This window comes from Sphingobacterium populi, assembly GCF_001586775.1.
GTDB classification, from domain to species: Bacteria; Bacteroidota; Bacteroidia; order Sphingobacteriales; family Sphingobacteriaceae; genus Sphingobacterium; species Sphingobacterium populi.
In genome coordinates this window covers 237972-251867 of record NZ_LQXS01000001.1, presented here as the reverse complement: position 1 = coordinate 251867, position 13896 = coordinate 237972, and the positions used below count along the sequence as shown (strand labels likewise).

Annotated in this window: 16 protein-coding genes and 1 tRNA gene; 6 read left to right on the top strand and 11 right to left on the bottom strand. The window is 40.7% G+C overall.

Annotated features, from left to right (window positions below):
• Positions 1-238: 238 nt before the first annotated feature.
• The gene (locus A0125_RS00980; protein WP_066750713.1) at positions 239-1294 is read left to right on the top strand and encodes a L,D-transpeptidase; all 1056 of its coding nucleotides are present in this window, start codon (positions 239-241) and stop codon (positions 1292-1294) included.
• Positions 1295-1370: 76 nt separating this feature from the next.
• A complete protein-coding gene (locus A0125_RS00975) occupies positions 1371-2165 on the top strand; it encodes a murein L,D-transpeptidase catalytic domain family protein (RefSeq protein ID WP_066750708.1) in 795 nt (264 codons plus the stop codon).
• Positions 2166-2175: 10 nt separating this feature from the next.
• On the opposite strand, the gene A0125_RS16475 is transcribed toward A0125_RS00975, so the two are convergent.
• The 9 genes from A0125_RS16475 to A0125_RS00935 all read right to left on the bottom strand — a co-directional run bounded on the left by A0125_RS16475 (position 2176) and on the right by A0125_RS00935 (position 8452).
• Entirely contained in the window at positions 2176-2631 is a 456-nt protein-coding gene (locus A0125_RS16475) for an MBL fold metallo-hydrolase (protein ID WP_317038795.1), read from the bottom strand.
• Positions 2556-2939, bottom strand: a complete 384-nt coding sequence (locus A0125_RS16470) for an MBL fold metallo-hydrolase (protein WP_317038790.1) — start codon at positions 2937-2939, stop codon at positions 2556-2558. Before A0125_RS16470 ends, A0125_RS16475 begins: the two co-directional genes overlap by 76 nt.
• A gap of 176 nt (positions 2940-3115) precedes the next feature.
• Entirely contained in the window at positions 3116-4111 is a 996-nt protein-coding gene (locus tag A0125_RS00965) for a glycosyltransferase (RefSeq protein WP_066750704.1), read from the bottom strand.
• Positions 4112-5062, bottom strand: coding sequence for a glycosyltransferase family 2 protein (locus A0125_RS00960; protein WP_066752629.1), 951 nt, complete (start codon positions 5060-5062; stop codon positions 4112-4114).
• Positions 5063-5118: 56 nt separating this feature from the next.
• Positions 5119-5478, bottom strand: a complete 360-nt coding sequence (locus tag A0125_RS00955) for a DUF4199 domain-containing protein (protein WP_231863070.1) — start codon at positions 5476-5478, stop codon at positions 5119-5121.
• A 14-nt stretch (positions 5479-5492) separates the two neighbouring features.
• Positions 5493-5741 carry a hypothetical protein gene (locus A0125_RS00950; RefSeq protein WP_066750699.1) on the bottom strand — a complete coding sequence of 83 codons (249 nt, stop codon included), beginning with the start codon at positions 5739-5741 and terminating at the stop codon, positions 5493-5495.
• Between the two features lie 11 nt (positions 5742-5752).
• Positions 5753-6421 carry a hypothetical protein gene (locus tag A0125_RS00945; RefSeq protein WP_066750696.1) on the bottom strand — a complete coding sequence of 223 codons (669 nt, stop codon included), beginning with the start codon at positions 6419-6421 and terminating at the stop codon, positions 5753-5755.
• Between the two features lie 9 nt (positions 6422-6430).
• Entirely contained in the window at positions 6431-7702 is a 1272-nt protein-coding gene (locus A0125_RS00940; protein ID WP_066750693.1) for a dihydroorotase, read from the bottom strand.
• Positions 7703-7891: 189 nt separating this feature from the next.
• On the bottom strand, positions 7892-8452 hold the full coding sequence (locus tag A0125_RS00935) for a UbiX family flavin prenyltransferase (protein WP_066750691.1): 561 nt from the start codon (positions 8450-8452) through the stop codon (positions 7892-7894).
• A gap of 335 nt (positions 8453-8787) precedes the next feature.
• On the opposite strand from A0125_RS00935, the gene A0125_RS00930 reads away from it, so the two are divergent.
• Positions 8788-9438 (top strand): ankyrin repeat domain-containing protein, encoded by a 651-nt coding sequence (locus tag A0125_RS00930; RefSeq protein WP_066750689.1) that lies wholly within the window; start codon positions 8788-8790, stop codon positions 9436-9438.
• Between the two features lies 1 nt (position 9439).
• Here A0125_RS00930 and A0125_RS00925 read toward each other — a convergent pair whose 3' ends face one another.
• Both A0125_RS00925 and ribD read right to left on the bottom strand, forming a co-directional pair.
• Positions 9440-10720 carry a DUF2851 family protein gene (locus A0125_RS00925; protein WP_066750686.1) on the bottom strand — a complete coding sequence of 427 codons (1281 nt, stop codon included), beginning with the start codon at positions 10718-10720 and terminating at the stop codon, positions 9440-9442.
• A 32-nt stretch (positions 10721-10752) separates the two neighbouring features.
• Positions 10753-11805, bottom strand: coding sequence for a bifunctional diaminohydroxyphosphoribosylaminopyrimidine deaminase/5-amino-6-(5-phosphoribosylamino)uracil reductase RibD (gene ribD, locus A0125_RS00920; protein ID WP_066750682.1), 1053 nt, complete (start codon positions 11803-11805; stop codon positions 10753-10755).
• Positions 11806-11868: 63 nt separating this feature from the next.
• Here ribD and prmC point away from each other — a divergent pair, with 63 nt between their 5' ends.
• The 3 genes from prmC to A0125_RS15985 all read left to right on the top strand — a co-directional run bounded on the left by prmC (position 11869) and on the right by A0125_RS15985 (position 13878).
• A complete protein-coding gene (gene prmC / locus A0125_RS00915) occupies positions 11869-12726 on the top strand; it encodes a peptide chain release factor N(5)-glutamine methyltransferase (RefSeq protein ID WP_066750679.1) in 858 nt (285 codons plus the stop codon).
• A 176-nt stretch (positions 12727-12902) separates the two neighbouring features.
• A tRNA-Lys gene (locus A0125_RS00910) sits at positions 12903-12975 on the top strand.
• A 336-nt stretch (positions 12976-13311) separates the two neighbouring features.
• Complete coding sequence (locus A0125_RS15985) at positions 13312-13878, top strand: ABC transporter permease (protein WP_231863069.1); 567 nt, start codon at positions 13312-13314, stop codon at positions 13876-13878.
• The last annotated feature ends 18 nt before the right edge of the window (positions 13879-13896 follow it).

Sequence of the window (13896 nt, the reverse complement as noted above, 5' to 3'; positions counted from 1 at the left end):
ATATTATTGAAGTCCAAATCAATCATAAACATCTACAAATCAGACACATCACAAAGACTAAAAATAAATCTAACAAATAGAACTTTTTAGCTGTTTTTTATTCTAAAACTTAATTAAGCGGATCAGGTAAACCTGTACGTTATAAAATGGTCGTTTTTTTGCGTACTAAATTATTTTCTGCAAGAACATATCTACCAGAGTGGTAAGCAACTTTTTCTATTTCAATTAAAAATTAAAAATGATTAAAAATTTATACATTTTACGAGTTATATTTTGCGCCTTATTTGCCTTCATCCTGACCTCATCATGTCAACAAAACACTTCAGATAAAAAAACTGTATCTGACACAGAGAAAAGAACCGCGGACTCACTAGCAAAAGTAAAAGCGGCCGAGGAAGAAGTACGCAAAAAGCCCCTCACAGCCTCCGATATCAACCTTACCAAAGATCTGGAGTATGACAAACACACGCTGGAAGACGAATATCCCTATAAAGATACGACCAGGATATTTCAATGGGATAAGATCAAGGAACGATTAGCAGAAGTAGAAAACTTTCAGCGTATGCCGCACCGATATGGCGTCTTGCAAAATCACCGTAATAAGAATAAAGAAGCTCCGCTAGTCAAAAATTGGAAGCGGAATGCTTACAAGCGCGTGGCCGACTCGCTCGGTACAGAACGTTGGCAAGGCATACCGTTGTACGCTACTGGACAGCACGATGCACCAGAATTGTACGGACGTGATGGCTATTTGGTTATCCTTACAGCGCACGACACGACCACTGCGATGATGGAAGTAGAAGGCATCTCCCTTCCAGGCAAATTTGACGTACCTGATCGTTATGTAAAAACTTTGGAAGATACGGTGATTTTTGATCGTGTCGTGATCGTAGATGTCACTAATCAAAATATTACTACATGTCAAAAAACAGATAAAGGCGCTTGGAAAATATTGAGTATGAATCCGGCTACAAGTGGTGTTCACAAACCGCCATTTTCGACCGAAACGCCATTAGGCGTGTATGTGGTACAGCAAAAAAAGAAAAAAATGATGTTCTTAAAAGATGGCACATCGAGTATTCAAGGTTTTGCGCCGTACGCGACCCGATTCAGTAATGGCGGATACATACACGGTGTACCAGTAAATAATCCCAACGGCAAAATTGTGGAATATAGCTGGTCGCTTGGTACCGTACCAAGATCGCATATGTGCGTCAGAAACGCTTCATCGCACGCCGAATTTGTCTATAATTGGACAAAAACTTTATCTTCATTAATCATTGTCATTGAGTAGTTTGACATAATTTAACATCTTTGTAAAACCTTTATTACTAGATTTGTGGATTCATAAAGAAAGGGAAGAAGGGAATATGAAGAAGATCTTTTTTGGAATTTTGGCATCCGTGTGTTTAACTTTAATTGCATTTGCCAGCTTTAAACAGCGCTATATTGACCAACCTATCCAACAAATAACGGCTATTGACGTCTCTAAACCCGATCCATTTATACGCATCCGCAATCTATATGATAGTCTTAAACTTGATAACATCTTAAATTATCAAGCTTTTGAAGAGGCTATGTATGGTTACGAATCCATGCAGCATCGTACTAAGAAGGAGCTGATCACGGTGATTGATTTTACATTGCCATCTACAGAAAAGCGACTGTACGTTATAGACCTGAAAAATAAAAAACTAGTGCATCATAGTGTGGTAGCTCACGGTCGTAATACCGGCGAAAACTATGCTACAAACTTTTCCAATAAACATGGATCATTTCAAAGTTCGCTTGGATTTTATGTCACTGCAGAGACCTATCAAGGTGGAAATGGCTATTCACTACGTTTAGATGGCTTGGAAAAAGGAATTAATGATCAAGCACGAGCTCGTGCTATCGTGATGCACGGAGCAGATTATTGTAATGTCAATCTTGCAAAGAGCATGGGCAGATTAGGCCGTTCATATGGCTGTCCTGCGCTACCTCGTGAGATCAATACAGCAGTTATCAACACGATCAAAGGAGGTTCTATGCTATATATCTATGCCAACAACAAAAACTATATGGCAAGTAGCACTATCTTAAGAACGAAAACCTCCTCAAAAACTATGCTTGCTCAGCATGATGAAGTGGAAAGTACGACCGCACCAACAGTGATATTGAATTAAAAGATATCTTTTAGATATCAATCTTCAGACCATCATAAGCCAGGGATACATCTGGAGGCAACTCCGCTTCTATCTCAGCATGCCGACCAAATCGGTGGCTTATATGTGTTAAATAAGTTTGTTTCGGCTGAATTTGGTTCACCACTTCTAACGCTTCATCCAATGTAAGATGCGAAATATGCGGATCGCGTTGCAATGCATTCAAAACCAAAATATCTACGCCCTTTAATAACTCGAAAGACTTTTCCGATATTGTCTTCGCATCAGTAATGTAAGCAAAGTTATCTATACGAAAGCCCAACACGGGCATACGATAGTGCATTACCTCAATGGGCATCACCTTCATGCCAAACAATTCAAAAGATTCGGAAGCGTGCACCTCCTTTAATTCTAACTGCGGAACGCCGGGATATTTATAATCTGCAAAGGCATAATAAAACTCCCTCCGAAGCGCTTCATGCGAAATCGACGTGCCATAGATAGGAATAGATTCTTGCTGTAAATAATTGACGCGCGTACATCATCCAATCCTGCTATATGATCTTTGTGGGAATGGGTAATCAGTACAGCATCTAAACGAGGAACCTTTTCTCGCAACATCTGAGCGCGAAAATCCGGCCCAGTATCTACGACGAATTGACGATCAGCATATGATATAAGAATTGATGACCTTAAGCGTTTATCTTTATCGTCGGATGATGAACATACATGACAATGGCAACCGATCATCGGTACACCTTGAGAGGTACCAGTTCCTAAAAATGTAACTTTCAAATTATTGATCGATTATCTATCTTAAACGTCTCGAAAGGCCATATCTGCGTCGCGAAAACAAAGAAATGTACTAAACGAAGTTTTGTGATCTCCATGAGAATCCAATATAGCGATGTGCTATCCTAGATTACCGTCTTCAAGTTAAGCAGGATTCTGCTAAGATCAAAGCTAAGTAGTTATTTCTGATACCAGATTTTGTCCACATAATTTTGAATAAATCCTGATCCATAAGCTACAATTTGTACGTAGGAAGCTGGAATAGATTGCGCGGCCACAATAAGATTTTTGGTAACCGTATAAGCATGGACGAACAACGCAATGGTATAAAGCAATAAAAAAGCATATCCAAGGTAAGCAATCTGTACTAAAATACCCATACTACCATAAGTCAGCACATTCAGCAGCGTTAGCATCGACAAAGCAACCAACCCAATCACAAATGCCGCTGGCAGCGCATGTACCCATTTCAATTCATTGGGATAAATCTTGTAAATATCAATCCTTCCTTTGCCAAAAAGGTACGTTTGTCTAAAAAACTGCGATAAATCTGTTCGTCTTTTGTGATATACAAACGCTTCAGGAATCAAACCTACGCGAAAACCTTCGGCAATCATTCGAATACTAAATTCTATATCTTCTGATCTTCGGGAAAGACGAAATCCTTGTGTACGCTCCCAAACCGCTCGCGAAATTCCCATATTAAAACTTCGGGGATGAAAAGGACCGATATGCTTTTTATTGCCTCGTATACCACCGGTAGTTAGCGGAGATGTCATGCTATAGCTAATAGCTTTCTGCAAGGAAGAAAAGGAAGAATGAGCAGCATCTGGTCCGCCGAACGCATCCAATTGAAGATCTTGTAAGCCTTGAACAACGTGCTGCAAATACATAGGCGGCACAATAACATCTGAATCCAAAACGACAAAAAAATCACCCTTTGCTTTTTCAAAACCATAGTTTCTAGCAAACCCTTGGCCACGGTTTTCCGTCAAAAAATAATGAATATCTAATTGGTCATCAAAAGCTTGAACAATATCTCGCGCTTGTATACGCGAACCATCTTCTACTATAATCACCTCAAAGCTTTGATATTGTTGCGCGGTCAGTGATTGCAACAGTTCGTAAATTTCTTGCGGCCTATTATACAGCGGTATGATAAGGGAAAAAAACATCTAAATGACTTGTTCTATATGGTACTTGTTGCGATCAGATCCGTTGCGGGATACCAACTCGGCAATAAAACCTGTTAAAAACAATTGCGTCCCTAAAATAATGGCTACCAAAGATAAATAAAACAGCGGCTGATCAGTAACATTGCGATACGGTGTCGCATTCGCTATGCTGGCCAACTTGTCGAAAATAAGGTACAAAGTAATCACGAAACCAATCAAAAAGCTCAGCACGCCAATAGGACCAAAAAAATGCATCGGCCGTTTGGCAAATTTGCCTACAAAAAAGATAGAAGCCAGATCCAAAAAACCTTTGATAAATCTGCCCGGTCCAAACTTTGTCGTACCATATTTTCGCGGATAATGCTTAACAATTTGCTCCTGTATCTTACTGAATCCCGCCCATTTAGCCAATACTGGAATATACCGATGCATCTCACCGTACACCTCAATGCTTTTGACTACATCTTTTCGATAAGCCTTCAATCCACAGTTGAAATCATGCAAATTGTGTATGCCCGACATACTACGCGTTACAGAATTAAATAACTTGGTAGGAATTGTTTTTGACAAAGGATCATGACGTTTCTGCTTCCAGCCTGATACCAGGTCGGCGCCTTGATTAGTAATACGATCATAGAGTTCTGGTATTTCATCCGGACTATCTTGTAAGTCGGCATCCATCGTAATGATCACATCTCCCTCTGCCGCAGCAAAGCCCACATTTAAGGCAGCAGATTTACCGTAATTTCGTCGAAAACGAATGCCGGTTATATGAGGATTAGCTTCTTTCAATTGTACAATTGCGTTCCAAGAACGGTCCGTACTGCCATCATCTACCAAAATAATCTCGTAAAGATATCCATGTTGCAGCATCACACGATCTATCCAAGCGGTAAGTTCAGGCAACGATTCTTCTTCATTATAAAGTGGCACTACCACCGAAATATCTATGCGGACTGGCTGTAACATGTACTTAAATAAACGATTAATATAAAAACGTAAAATACTTAATTATTAGCATCTTGCGAATCCCGCCAAGGATGTGCATTTTCTGCTGTACTATCCACGAAGATCGGTTGTTCTTTTTTGAAGATTGCGGCTAAAATCAATGCCAGTATAAAATACATAATGAGTGATATCGCTAATGCCTGAATCAAATTAGCTAAAGAAAAGGTGTACAATCCCTCCTTTTGTACCTCTAGCTGCTCTACCGTCGCATCAATCTGCTCATCAGGGAAACCCATGGATTCGAGCGATTCAATAGATAGATTCATCATGTTATCAATTGCGCGCTCTTCTAGTGTAGGCATCACGCGACTCACTATCTTAGAACCAATAGTAGAAAGTGTCACAGAAATTGCTAACACAATAAAGATATGGCTTAACGCTGTGCGGAAGTCCCAATATCCGCCGGCTTGCGACGCAATCTAACCGCCAAGAAACAAGTGATGACAAGGGGAACGATGTAAACCAATAATATACTGACAAAAGAAACTGTCATAAGACCAGTGGCATTGGCGCCTATTACCAGTGTGACGATGCCCAATACAAAGCTGATAATACCGAGAATAATGCCATAGATAGCGGCTTGCTTCTTCAGATTAGATGTCTCTACGGATACACTACTCATATAATTAAGGTTTAGTTATTAAATTGAATAATTAGCTGGTAAATAGCCAAATCTAACGATTTGCGATCACTTTGCTCCAAAAATTCTTCTATAGCTGCCTGATCTGGTTGAGGTTCTGCAAAAAAGGACATCAAGGGATAGAATATATCTTTTATCTCTTCTTCTTCGTGAATCTTAGCCGCTACTTTAGCGATCTCACCGTAGCTACTTTCTACCAAGATTTGATTCTTGATTACTTCTTCATAAATACGGTGCTCGTCTTGAAACTCATCTTCTTCCACCAATAGAAACTCTTTAAGATAATCATCCAAAGAAGGCTCAACATCAGCATCTTCACACTCTTTCAGGTAAAGTAATACATTAAGTAGCTCACTCCCACGATCCAACGTTTCGTCTTCTATCGCTTCCCATTCTTCAGAATCCAAATAATCCTCCTCCAGCTTTTGCACATCTTCGGCGAAGAAATTAATCATCAACAGGTCGAAAACATATTCACGCAATTCTTCAAATCGCGGATGATTATCAAAAATTTCATCCAGCTGAGCAACCTTATCCATAAATGGAAGTTCGGCATCAAACGTTGCTGATAACTCACTTTCAACTGTATTGAAATCCTGCTCCTCTACTGTTGCATAGAACTGTAAAGCATTGTGCAGTGCATTATTTACATGTGCATCCATATCGATGTGTTATTTTGTATTATATGTAAGTATTCCATTTTTTCCGGTAAGCAATACTTTACCTACAAGTTCTTGGCCAAACCACGGGCTATTAGCTCCTTTAGATTGATTATTTTGTTGATTCAATGTCCACCTTGCTTTTGGGTCGAATAGAACAAAATCGGCAGTCGAACCTTCTTCAAAAGTCGGCAAATCGACACCTACCACCTTACGTGGACGTATAGCCAAAACTTCTACGATTTCTTCGGTAGATAGCCCTGCAGATAGTAAAGTAGGCAGCACGGTTTGCAGAGACGCAATGCCATCTGCTGCTATATGATATTCGACTTGTTTGAATTCGATTTCGTGTGGCGTATGTTGAGAAACTACGGCGTCAATAATACCGCTGCGTAAACCCTTTCGCAATGCTTCCAAATCTTGTTTGGTGCGCAATGGTGGGCTAACCTTATAATTACTATCAAAGCTTTTCACCGCATCATCAGTTAGCAGGAGATGATGCGCAGCTACATCACAAGTAACGCGAAGCCCCTGATCCTTTGCACGACGAATAAGCTCAACACTTCCAGCGGTAGATATCGTCGAAAAATGAATACGAGCATCATGATAAGCGGCTAACTGGATATTGCGAGCCACCATTAACTCTTCCGCGAGATTGGGCACACCTTTCATTCCAAGATACGTACTTACCTCGCCCTCATTCATCTTATTTCCTCCGGCAATGGACTCATCCTGTGCAAATGCCATAATCAAGCCATCAAATCCTTTTGCATACAAAAGTGCGCGACTCAACAAGCCTGCTTGTTGCACACTGCGGTCGCCGTCGCTAAATGCGATCGCGCCAGCTAATTTCATATCGTATAGCTCTGCTAATTCTTCTCCTTGACGTTTTTTGCTTATCGCTCCTACCGGATGAACATCAACAGCCGCACCACGCGCGCGGTTAACTAATAAAGCTACCTCAGAACGGCTGTACACTGCCGGATTCGTATTTGGATGAATGGCTACGCCTGTGAATCCGCCGGCAGCAGCGGCAGCGATACCCGTTTGCATATCTTCCTTTGTTTCTAGCCCTGGCTCACCAAAGTTGGCATTCAGGTCAAAAAAGCCTGCCGATAAATAGCTACCTTTCGCATCAATTACTTCTAGATCTTGAGAATCGATGGTATTTGGTTGACCGATAAATTTGATGATACCCTTCTCGAGTAATACATCTACCTCCGAAAGATGATGCTTGTGCCCAGGCGATACCAACGTTGCTGAAGTAATTAAAACAATAGACATGTAGGTGTGTAAGTGAATAAGTAAGATGGATTAAACAAATTTTTCGCCATTCGATCGATCTGTATCACTAGGCTTCCAGATATAATCTGGCTGCACTTTGGTAGATTTTCCAACTTCAAATATCTAAATAGCGTCATTGGAGAACAAATGTACAAAATAGGATCAGATTTAAAGATAGGTAAAGGTAAATCAATTCCCCCACTGATACCCATTACTCGGCAGATCAACCAAGCTGAGTACACGATCTGTAACTGTTTTGATAAGCTGCTCTAACGATTGTGGCTTGCTATAAAATGAAGGACTAGCTGGGCAAATGATCCCACCAGCTTGACTGATAGTCGTCATATTATTTAAATGAATCAGACTGTAAGGTGTTTCTCTTGCTACAAGCACCAATTTACGTCTTTCTTTCAACATCACATCAGCCGCACGTGTAGTCAGATCGTTAGATATACCCTGTGCAATACGCGCCATCGTGCCCATAGAACACGGACAAATAATCATCGTATCGTATCCTGCTGAGCCAGATGCGAAGGGAGCGTAAAAATCATTCCGATCATAAAATGTCACCGGGTAATTAGCATACGACTCATCTCCTAGTTCTACTTTCCATACATCTTTCGCATTTGGTGACATTACGACACCAATGGCACTTACAGAATCCTGCAATTGTACTAATGAATCTAATAAGATTTTGGCATATATAGCGCCGCTCGCTCCAGTAATAGCTACTACTATCTTCCTACTCATTCGTTTGTTTTTGTATATCTTAGGTCAAAAATAAAAAAAAGGGCCGAATAAGAACTTAATCGACCCTACATCTACCTATGAAAAACATGCCCTTGGGAGGGGCATAACAAAAGTAGCTATTTTATGATAATAAACAATACGACAAACGACATTACATTACTTTTGTGGCGAAAAAACCACAATCGTAGTTAAAAAAATTAAATCTAATATTATCGTAATTGTAATGAACAATCGTTGCACCACTACTACTATTTTAACAATCAGTGGTAATAATTATCATTATTTATTAATTTCACCATAAAATAAAATTTTCGTAAAAATTAATTTTTCTTGATATGAGCATAATTATTTTGGAGGAATATGTCGAAACAGGGAATTTTCAGGATCTCGATTTGCTTCTATCTCGCCAACCCGAACTGTTAGATTCGTTGACTAGCCATCAAGTTTCTGCTCTTTTGCTTGCGTGCTATTATAGAAAAAATCAGATTATTCAAGTCATTTTAAAGTATTTGAAAAACATCAATATACATGAGGTCTGCGCGTTAGGATATACTGAGCAGCTGGAACTGATGATCTCTCAAAAGCCCAACATTGTACACGAAATATCGAGTAATGGTTTTACGCCTTTAGGCATTGCAGCACATTTTGGCCATGAATCTGTCGTGCGAATGCTACTTCGACATCATGCCGATCCAAATGTTCCTTCACAAAATGGTTTTAATGTATTTCCGATACATGCTGCTTTAGCCACCAATGACACCGTTAATGCAAAGTTACTAATAGAGGCGGGAGCCGATGTAAATGTAATTCAGCAAGGCGGTCTTTCACCGCTTCATCTAGCTACTCAGCATGGAAACATCGAGATTATCATTCTTCTTTTAGAACACGGCGTAGACGTCGGAGTACGGTCAGAGCAAGGTTTGACCGCTGCGGACATTGCCTTTGACCGAGGTTTTAAAGAGCTTGGACAAATATTGAGCTTGTAAATTACACACGCTTCAAAATATAAACACCAATTGCGCAGGATAAACATTTTTTGCGTTCACAGTGATGCTGATGCAAGTGGAGCAGCGCCTGACTATCGGCCGCATGCTGTGCTTGCAAACCTATTCGTTCATAATTAGTCGTTACAGTATTACTTTCTGCTGATATCTGATTGAGCCAATCGATTGCGCGCATCTGCAGCGCATCATCTCCAAAATGATGACCATAACTGTACAATAGTGGCACAAAGCAATTGATTGCGATATGATCTAAAAACGCTGGGGTCAATCGAACCTTTCGTGGTTGTACGACTTTACCAAACTGGTAATGAGTAGCCCAATAAGCGGATGGCACAAAATCAAAAAAACGCTGCTGCAGTGATCGAAGATCTTCGTGAGATAAGATTAACTGGCAGAGACGGCTTACATGAGCAAATACTGATGACAACTGTGCAATACGAATCGTAGGAAAGTTGGCCGGGCGCATTCTCAAAAATCGCCATTCATGCGTTTCCATGGGATTTAATCGATGTAGCCGCCGAAGATAAAGGTATGTTTTCTTCAATTTCAGGGTATAATGATCTATAACATTATCGGGCAACAATGCAGCTTGACCAAATAGCAATGCTTCGAGCACATCGCGCTGGCCTTGATAACGGTCTAGTATATTTCCGGGTAGCGATGCAATTAGCCGGGCGAATGCGTGCTTATTGACACGCATACCAAACGATTCGGCAAATAAGTGTTGTGTTACTTTTTCCCAATCATTCGCGTGCTGTGCGAGATAACCAAATATCTCTACCGTTTTCGCTTCAAGACGATTTTTCACCATCCGATCCAGTACCTGCATCTTCGTGTAATCGGGCACGCTATGAAGTTGGCTCGCACAAGCAATGCCTTGAGATTGAAAGAGCGTATGGTAAAACGGCAAAATTTCGGGAGCAATATACTGCTGCAAGCAAAGTGTAGGAATTACGGTACCATCACGCCGCCTAACGTCACATCTGTTTTCCCATACAACATGGAGAATTACATTATCAAAACTTCGATCATTTTGGTGTAGGTGTGCAAACCAATTACCTGCATTCCAATGGACTTCTACATGCCCAACCCAAACCATTCCGTTGATTCGAATCTTAGCGTGCAAAAAATCGGGTCCTGCATCTTCATTGTGTCGCCCTGGTTCTAACACTTGTATGCGCTCGCCGCCGACACAATGAAGATCTACTTTAGCATAAAGTCGACATTTCCATATCAACTGTAATAATTTCTCCGGATATTCCACCTTTAAAATTAATTAATTTCTTTTAAAGAAAATTAATATTTCACTATAGTTTCTACCAAATCACTGCCGACGGCATACTGTTCTCTTCGTTTACCTTGCAATTGTGGCGCTCGTATTCCTGTCTCCCACATTTCTTTACCATAAAATATGCGCGCCTCATCCCACAAACCTGCATCAATGAATTGTTGCAATGTTTTGGCACCGCCTTCGATGATTAGCGACTGTACATCCATCAAATGCAATTGGTAGAGAATATTTTGCGGGAGATACAGGTCGAAATTTTCTAATTGAATATATTTGAGATGACTGCTCCAATCAGTTTGTTTGGCATTAAAAACGAAGGTCTCGATATCAGGGCTAAAAATTGCGGCATCAGCCTGCACTGACAGATTCTTATCGATCAACACTCGTTTGGGATGTCGTCCGAGCCAATTACGCACAGTCAACGATGGATTGTCGATCAGAGCTGTCTTCGTTCCTATTAAAATCGCATCTTCTTCCGAGCGCCACTTGTGCACCAGTTGCTTACTGGCGACATTAGATATCCATTGTTGTGTATTTTCTAGCGGTGCGAAAAAACCATTACTTGTTTGTGCCCATTTAAGAATCACATATGGCCGATGGTACGCCAGTCTTGTAAAAAATCGCCTATTCAGCCATTTCGCTTCTTGCTCTAATACACCAACGGTGACCTGAATACCGGCAGATTCTAATCTTCGTATACCTTCCCCATTTACTTTTGCAAATGGATCTTGGCAGGCAATCACCACTCTCCTAAATTGATAGCGAACCAGCATATCAGCACAGGGCGGCGTTTTGCCAAAATGCGCACAAGGCTCTAAACTTACATAAACCGTACTGTCTTTAAACATGCGGAACGCTTCGGCATCGTCGTATTTCTGGATGACTTCTTCAATTGCATTCACCTCGGCATGAGGACCGCCATATGGCGAAGTAAATCCTTCTCCAATAATCTGCTGATCATACACCACTATCGCGCCGACCATAGGATTCGGACTAACAGTACCAGCCCCCATACCGGCCAACTGCAAACAGCGCTTCATGTACAATTCATCAGTTATCATGTAGCAAAGCTATCAAATACGTATCAATAAATAATAAAAGAATCGGCTTTCGTAAGTTTGCATATGCAAACGCTATATAAATTGCGCGCAGAGTTTGTCAAACAGCTCGAGGCGTACTATCCACCGGAGGAGATTGAAAGTCTTTTTTATATTTTAACGACAGATATCTTGTCTATTTCAAGACTACAGGCACAGATGAATTTGCAGCAAGAGCTAGGCGATAGTACTGTTGAGGAGTTTTGGCGTGTATTGGAACTACTAAAAAAACAGTTCCCGATACAGCATATCTTAGGCCAGGCGCCGTTCTATGGTTTTATGTTTGACGTCAACAAACATACACTAATCCCCAGGCCTGAAACAGAAGAATTGGTGCACCTAGTCATCGCGCAAGAAGAAAAAAGATCGGCTCCTAAAATATTGGACATCGGAACAGGCAGTGGATGCATAGCAATTAGTCTCGCCAAAAAAATCCCTCATTCTTCCGTTCATGGTATTGATATCTCTAACGAAGCTTTGATAATTGCAACGCGTAATGCCAGTAAAATGAATGCCGCGGTACTATTCCAAAATTTAGATGTACTCAACTGGCACGACTGGATCCGTAAATCGGATACCTACGATGTGATTGTGAGCAATCCGCCCTACATTACACCTACAGAGAAATTGGAAATGAACGTGCAGGTGCTCGACCACGAACCGCATAGTGCATTATTTGTCGAAGATGCGGATCCCTTAGTATTTTATCGAGAAATTGCGGCTTTTGCCGCTCTACAGCTTACTGCAGATGGTGCTTTATATTTTGAGATTAATCAATACTTAGCTTCAGAGACTAAGTCAGTCGTGCAGGCTCAAGGATTCAGCAATGTAGAAATTCTATGCGATATCAATGGAGCAAAAAGGATATTGTATTGCCGGCGATAGGGCATTTTAGAGCACAACGACTGAAGCGATCAAAAAAATGATATTTTTTTCCAACTGATAAACAATGATTTATTGGCCCTGTGACGATTTTTTGCAGCAAATATTTGGACTGAATACATGATTTTTCTACTTTTGCATCACTTCAAACAACGAAGTACACTTCTAAAAAGAAGTTCGATTCCGTAGCTCAGCTGGTAGAGCATTACACTTTTAATGTAGTGGTCCTGGGTTCGAATCCCAGCGGGATCACAGAGAGTAACACCAAAAATCATTAAAACCCTGCAAATCAACAGATTGCAGGGTTTTTTATTTGGTAAAAAGCACTAAAATATGCACAAAATCGCATACTTGAGGTGCGTCATTCGGTGCGTCTTTGCAGATTTTAAAAGACGCACCGAATAAGGCTCAAAAAATGACCAACTAAGAAATTATACCATTGTTCAAAAGCGAACAAGCACTGTTCAATATCGAACACCATCAAATCCTTAAACGGCCTTAATTGCACTATCACGAAGGTTTTACTATTGGCGAGGTGATTGCAGAAGTAAAAATACTTGTTTAATAATAACTTCAATTTGCCTATAAATGTTGACGAACAACTTCAAAATAGCGTGGAGAAACCTTACGAAACGTATAAGTTTTTCCATATTAAATATCGCTGGATTATCTCTAGGGTTAGCGAGTGCTATGATGATTCTTTTGTGGATAAAGCATGAACGGAGTGTAGATACGTTTCATAAAAAGAGCGACCAACTTTATGTTGCGATGAATCGTGGTATGTTGAACAACGAACTACACATCTGGGCAAACACGCCAAAACCACTGGGTCCAACTCTTACAACAGACTATCCGGAGGTGGCGCAGGCTGCTCGTTACGCAGGTACGGGTTTCTTGTTTACGGTAGACGAGCATCAGGTCAACGCAGGAGGTGCTTTTGTAGACAGCACCTTTTTGTCTATGTTTGATTTTCCACTCGTTACTGGTGAGACAAAAATGGCGCTATCTCGCGTAAACGACATCGTAATCACGGAGGCTTTTGCCATGCGCCTGTTTGGGAAGACAGGTGTATTAGGCAAACAAGTTCGAATCGATAGTGCAGACTTTGCAACTGTATCGGGCGTACTTAAAGATCTTCAGCAATACACGCTTTAAATTCGAATACCTATTACC

Coding starts and splice junctions, on each gene's coding strand:
- A0125_RS00935 (WP_066750691.1), bottom strand. CDS start 8,452: ATGAGTAGGAAGATAGTAGTAGCTATTACTGGAGCGAGCGGCGCTATA.
- ribD (WP_066750682.1), bottom strand. CDS start 11,805: ATGATAACTGATGAATTGTACATGAAGCGCTGTTTGCAGTTGGCCGGT.
- A0125_RS00930 (WP_066750689.1), top strand. CDS start 8,788: ATGAGCATAATTATTTTGGAGGAATATGTCGAAACAGGGAATTTTCAG.
- A0125_RS00950 (WP_066750699.1), bottom strand. CDS start 5,741: ATGAGTAGTGTATCCGTAGAGACATCTAATCTGAAGAAGCAAGCCGCT.
- A0125_RS00940 (WP_066750693.1), bottom strand. CDS start 7,702: ATGTCTATTGTTTTAATTACTTCAGCAACGTTGGTATCGCCTGGGCAC.
- A0125_RS15985 (WP_231863069.1), top strand. CDS start 13,312: ATGTTGACGAACAACTTCAAAATAGCGTGGAGAAACCTTACGAAACGT.
- A0125_RS00965 (WP_066750704.1), bottom strand. CDS start 4,111: ATGTTTTTTTCCCTTATCATACCGCTGTATAATAGGCCGCAAGAAATT.
- A0125_RS00980 (WP_066750713.1), top strand. CDS start 239: ATGATTAAAAATTTATACATTTTACGAGTTATATTTTGCGCCTTATTT.
- A0125_RS00975 (WP_066750708.1), top strand. CDS start 1,371: ATGAAGAAGATCTTTTTTGGAATTTTGGCATCCGTGTGTTTAACTTTA.
- A0125_RS00945 (WP_066750696.1), bottom strand. CDS start 6,421: ATGGATGCACATGTAAATAATGCACTGCACAATGCTTTACAGTTCTAT.
- prmC (WP_066750679.1), top strand. CDS start 11,869: ATGCAAACGCTATATAAATTGCGCGCAGAGTTTGTCAAACAGCTCGAG.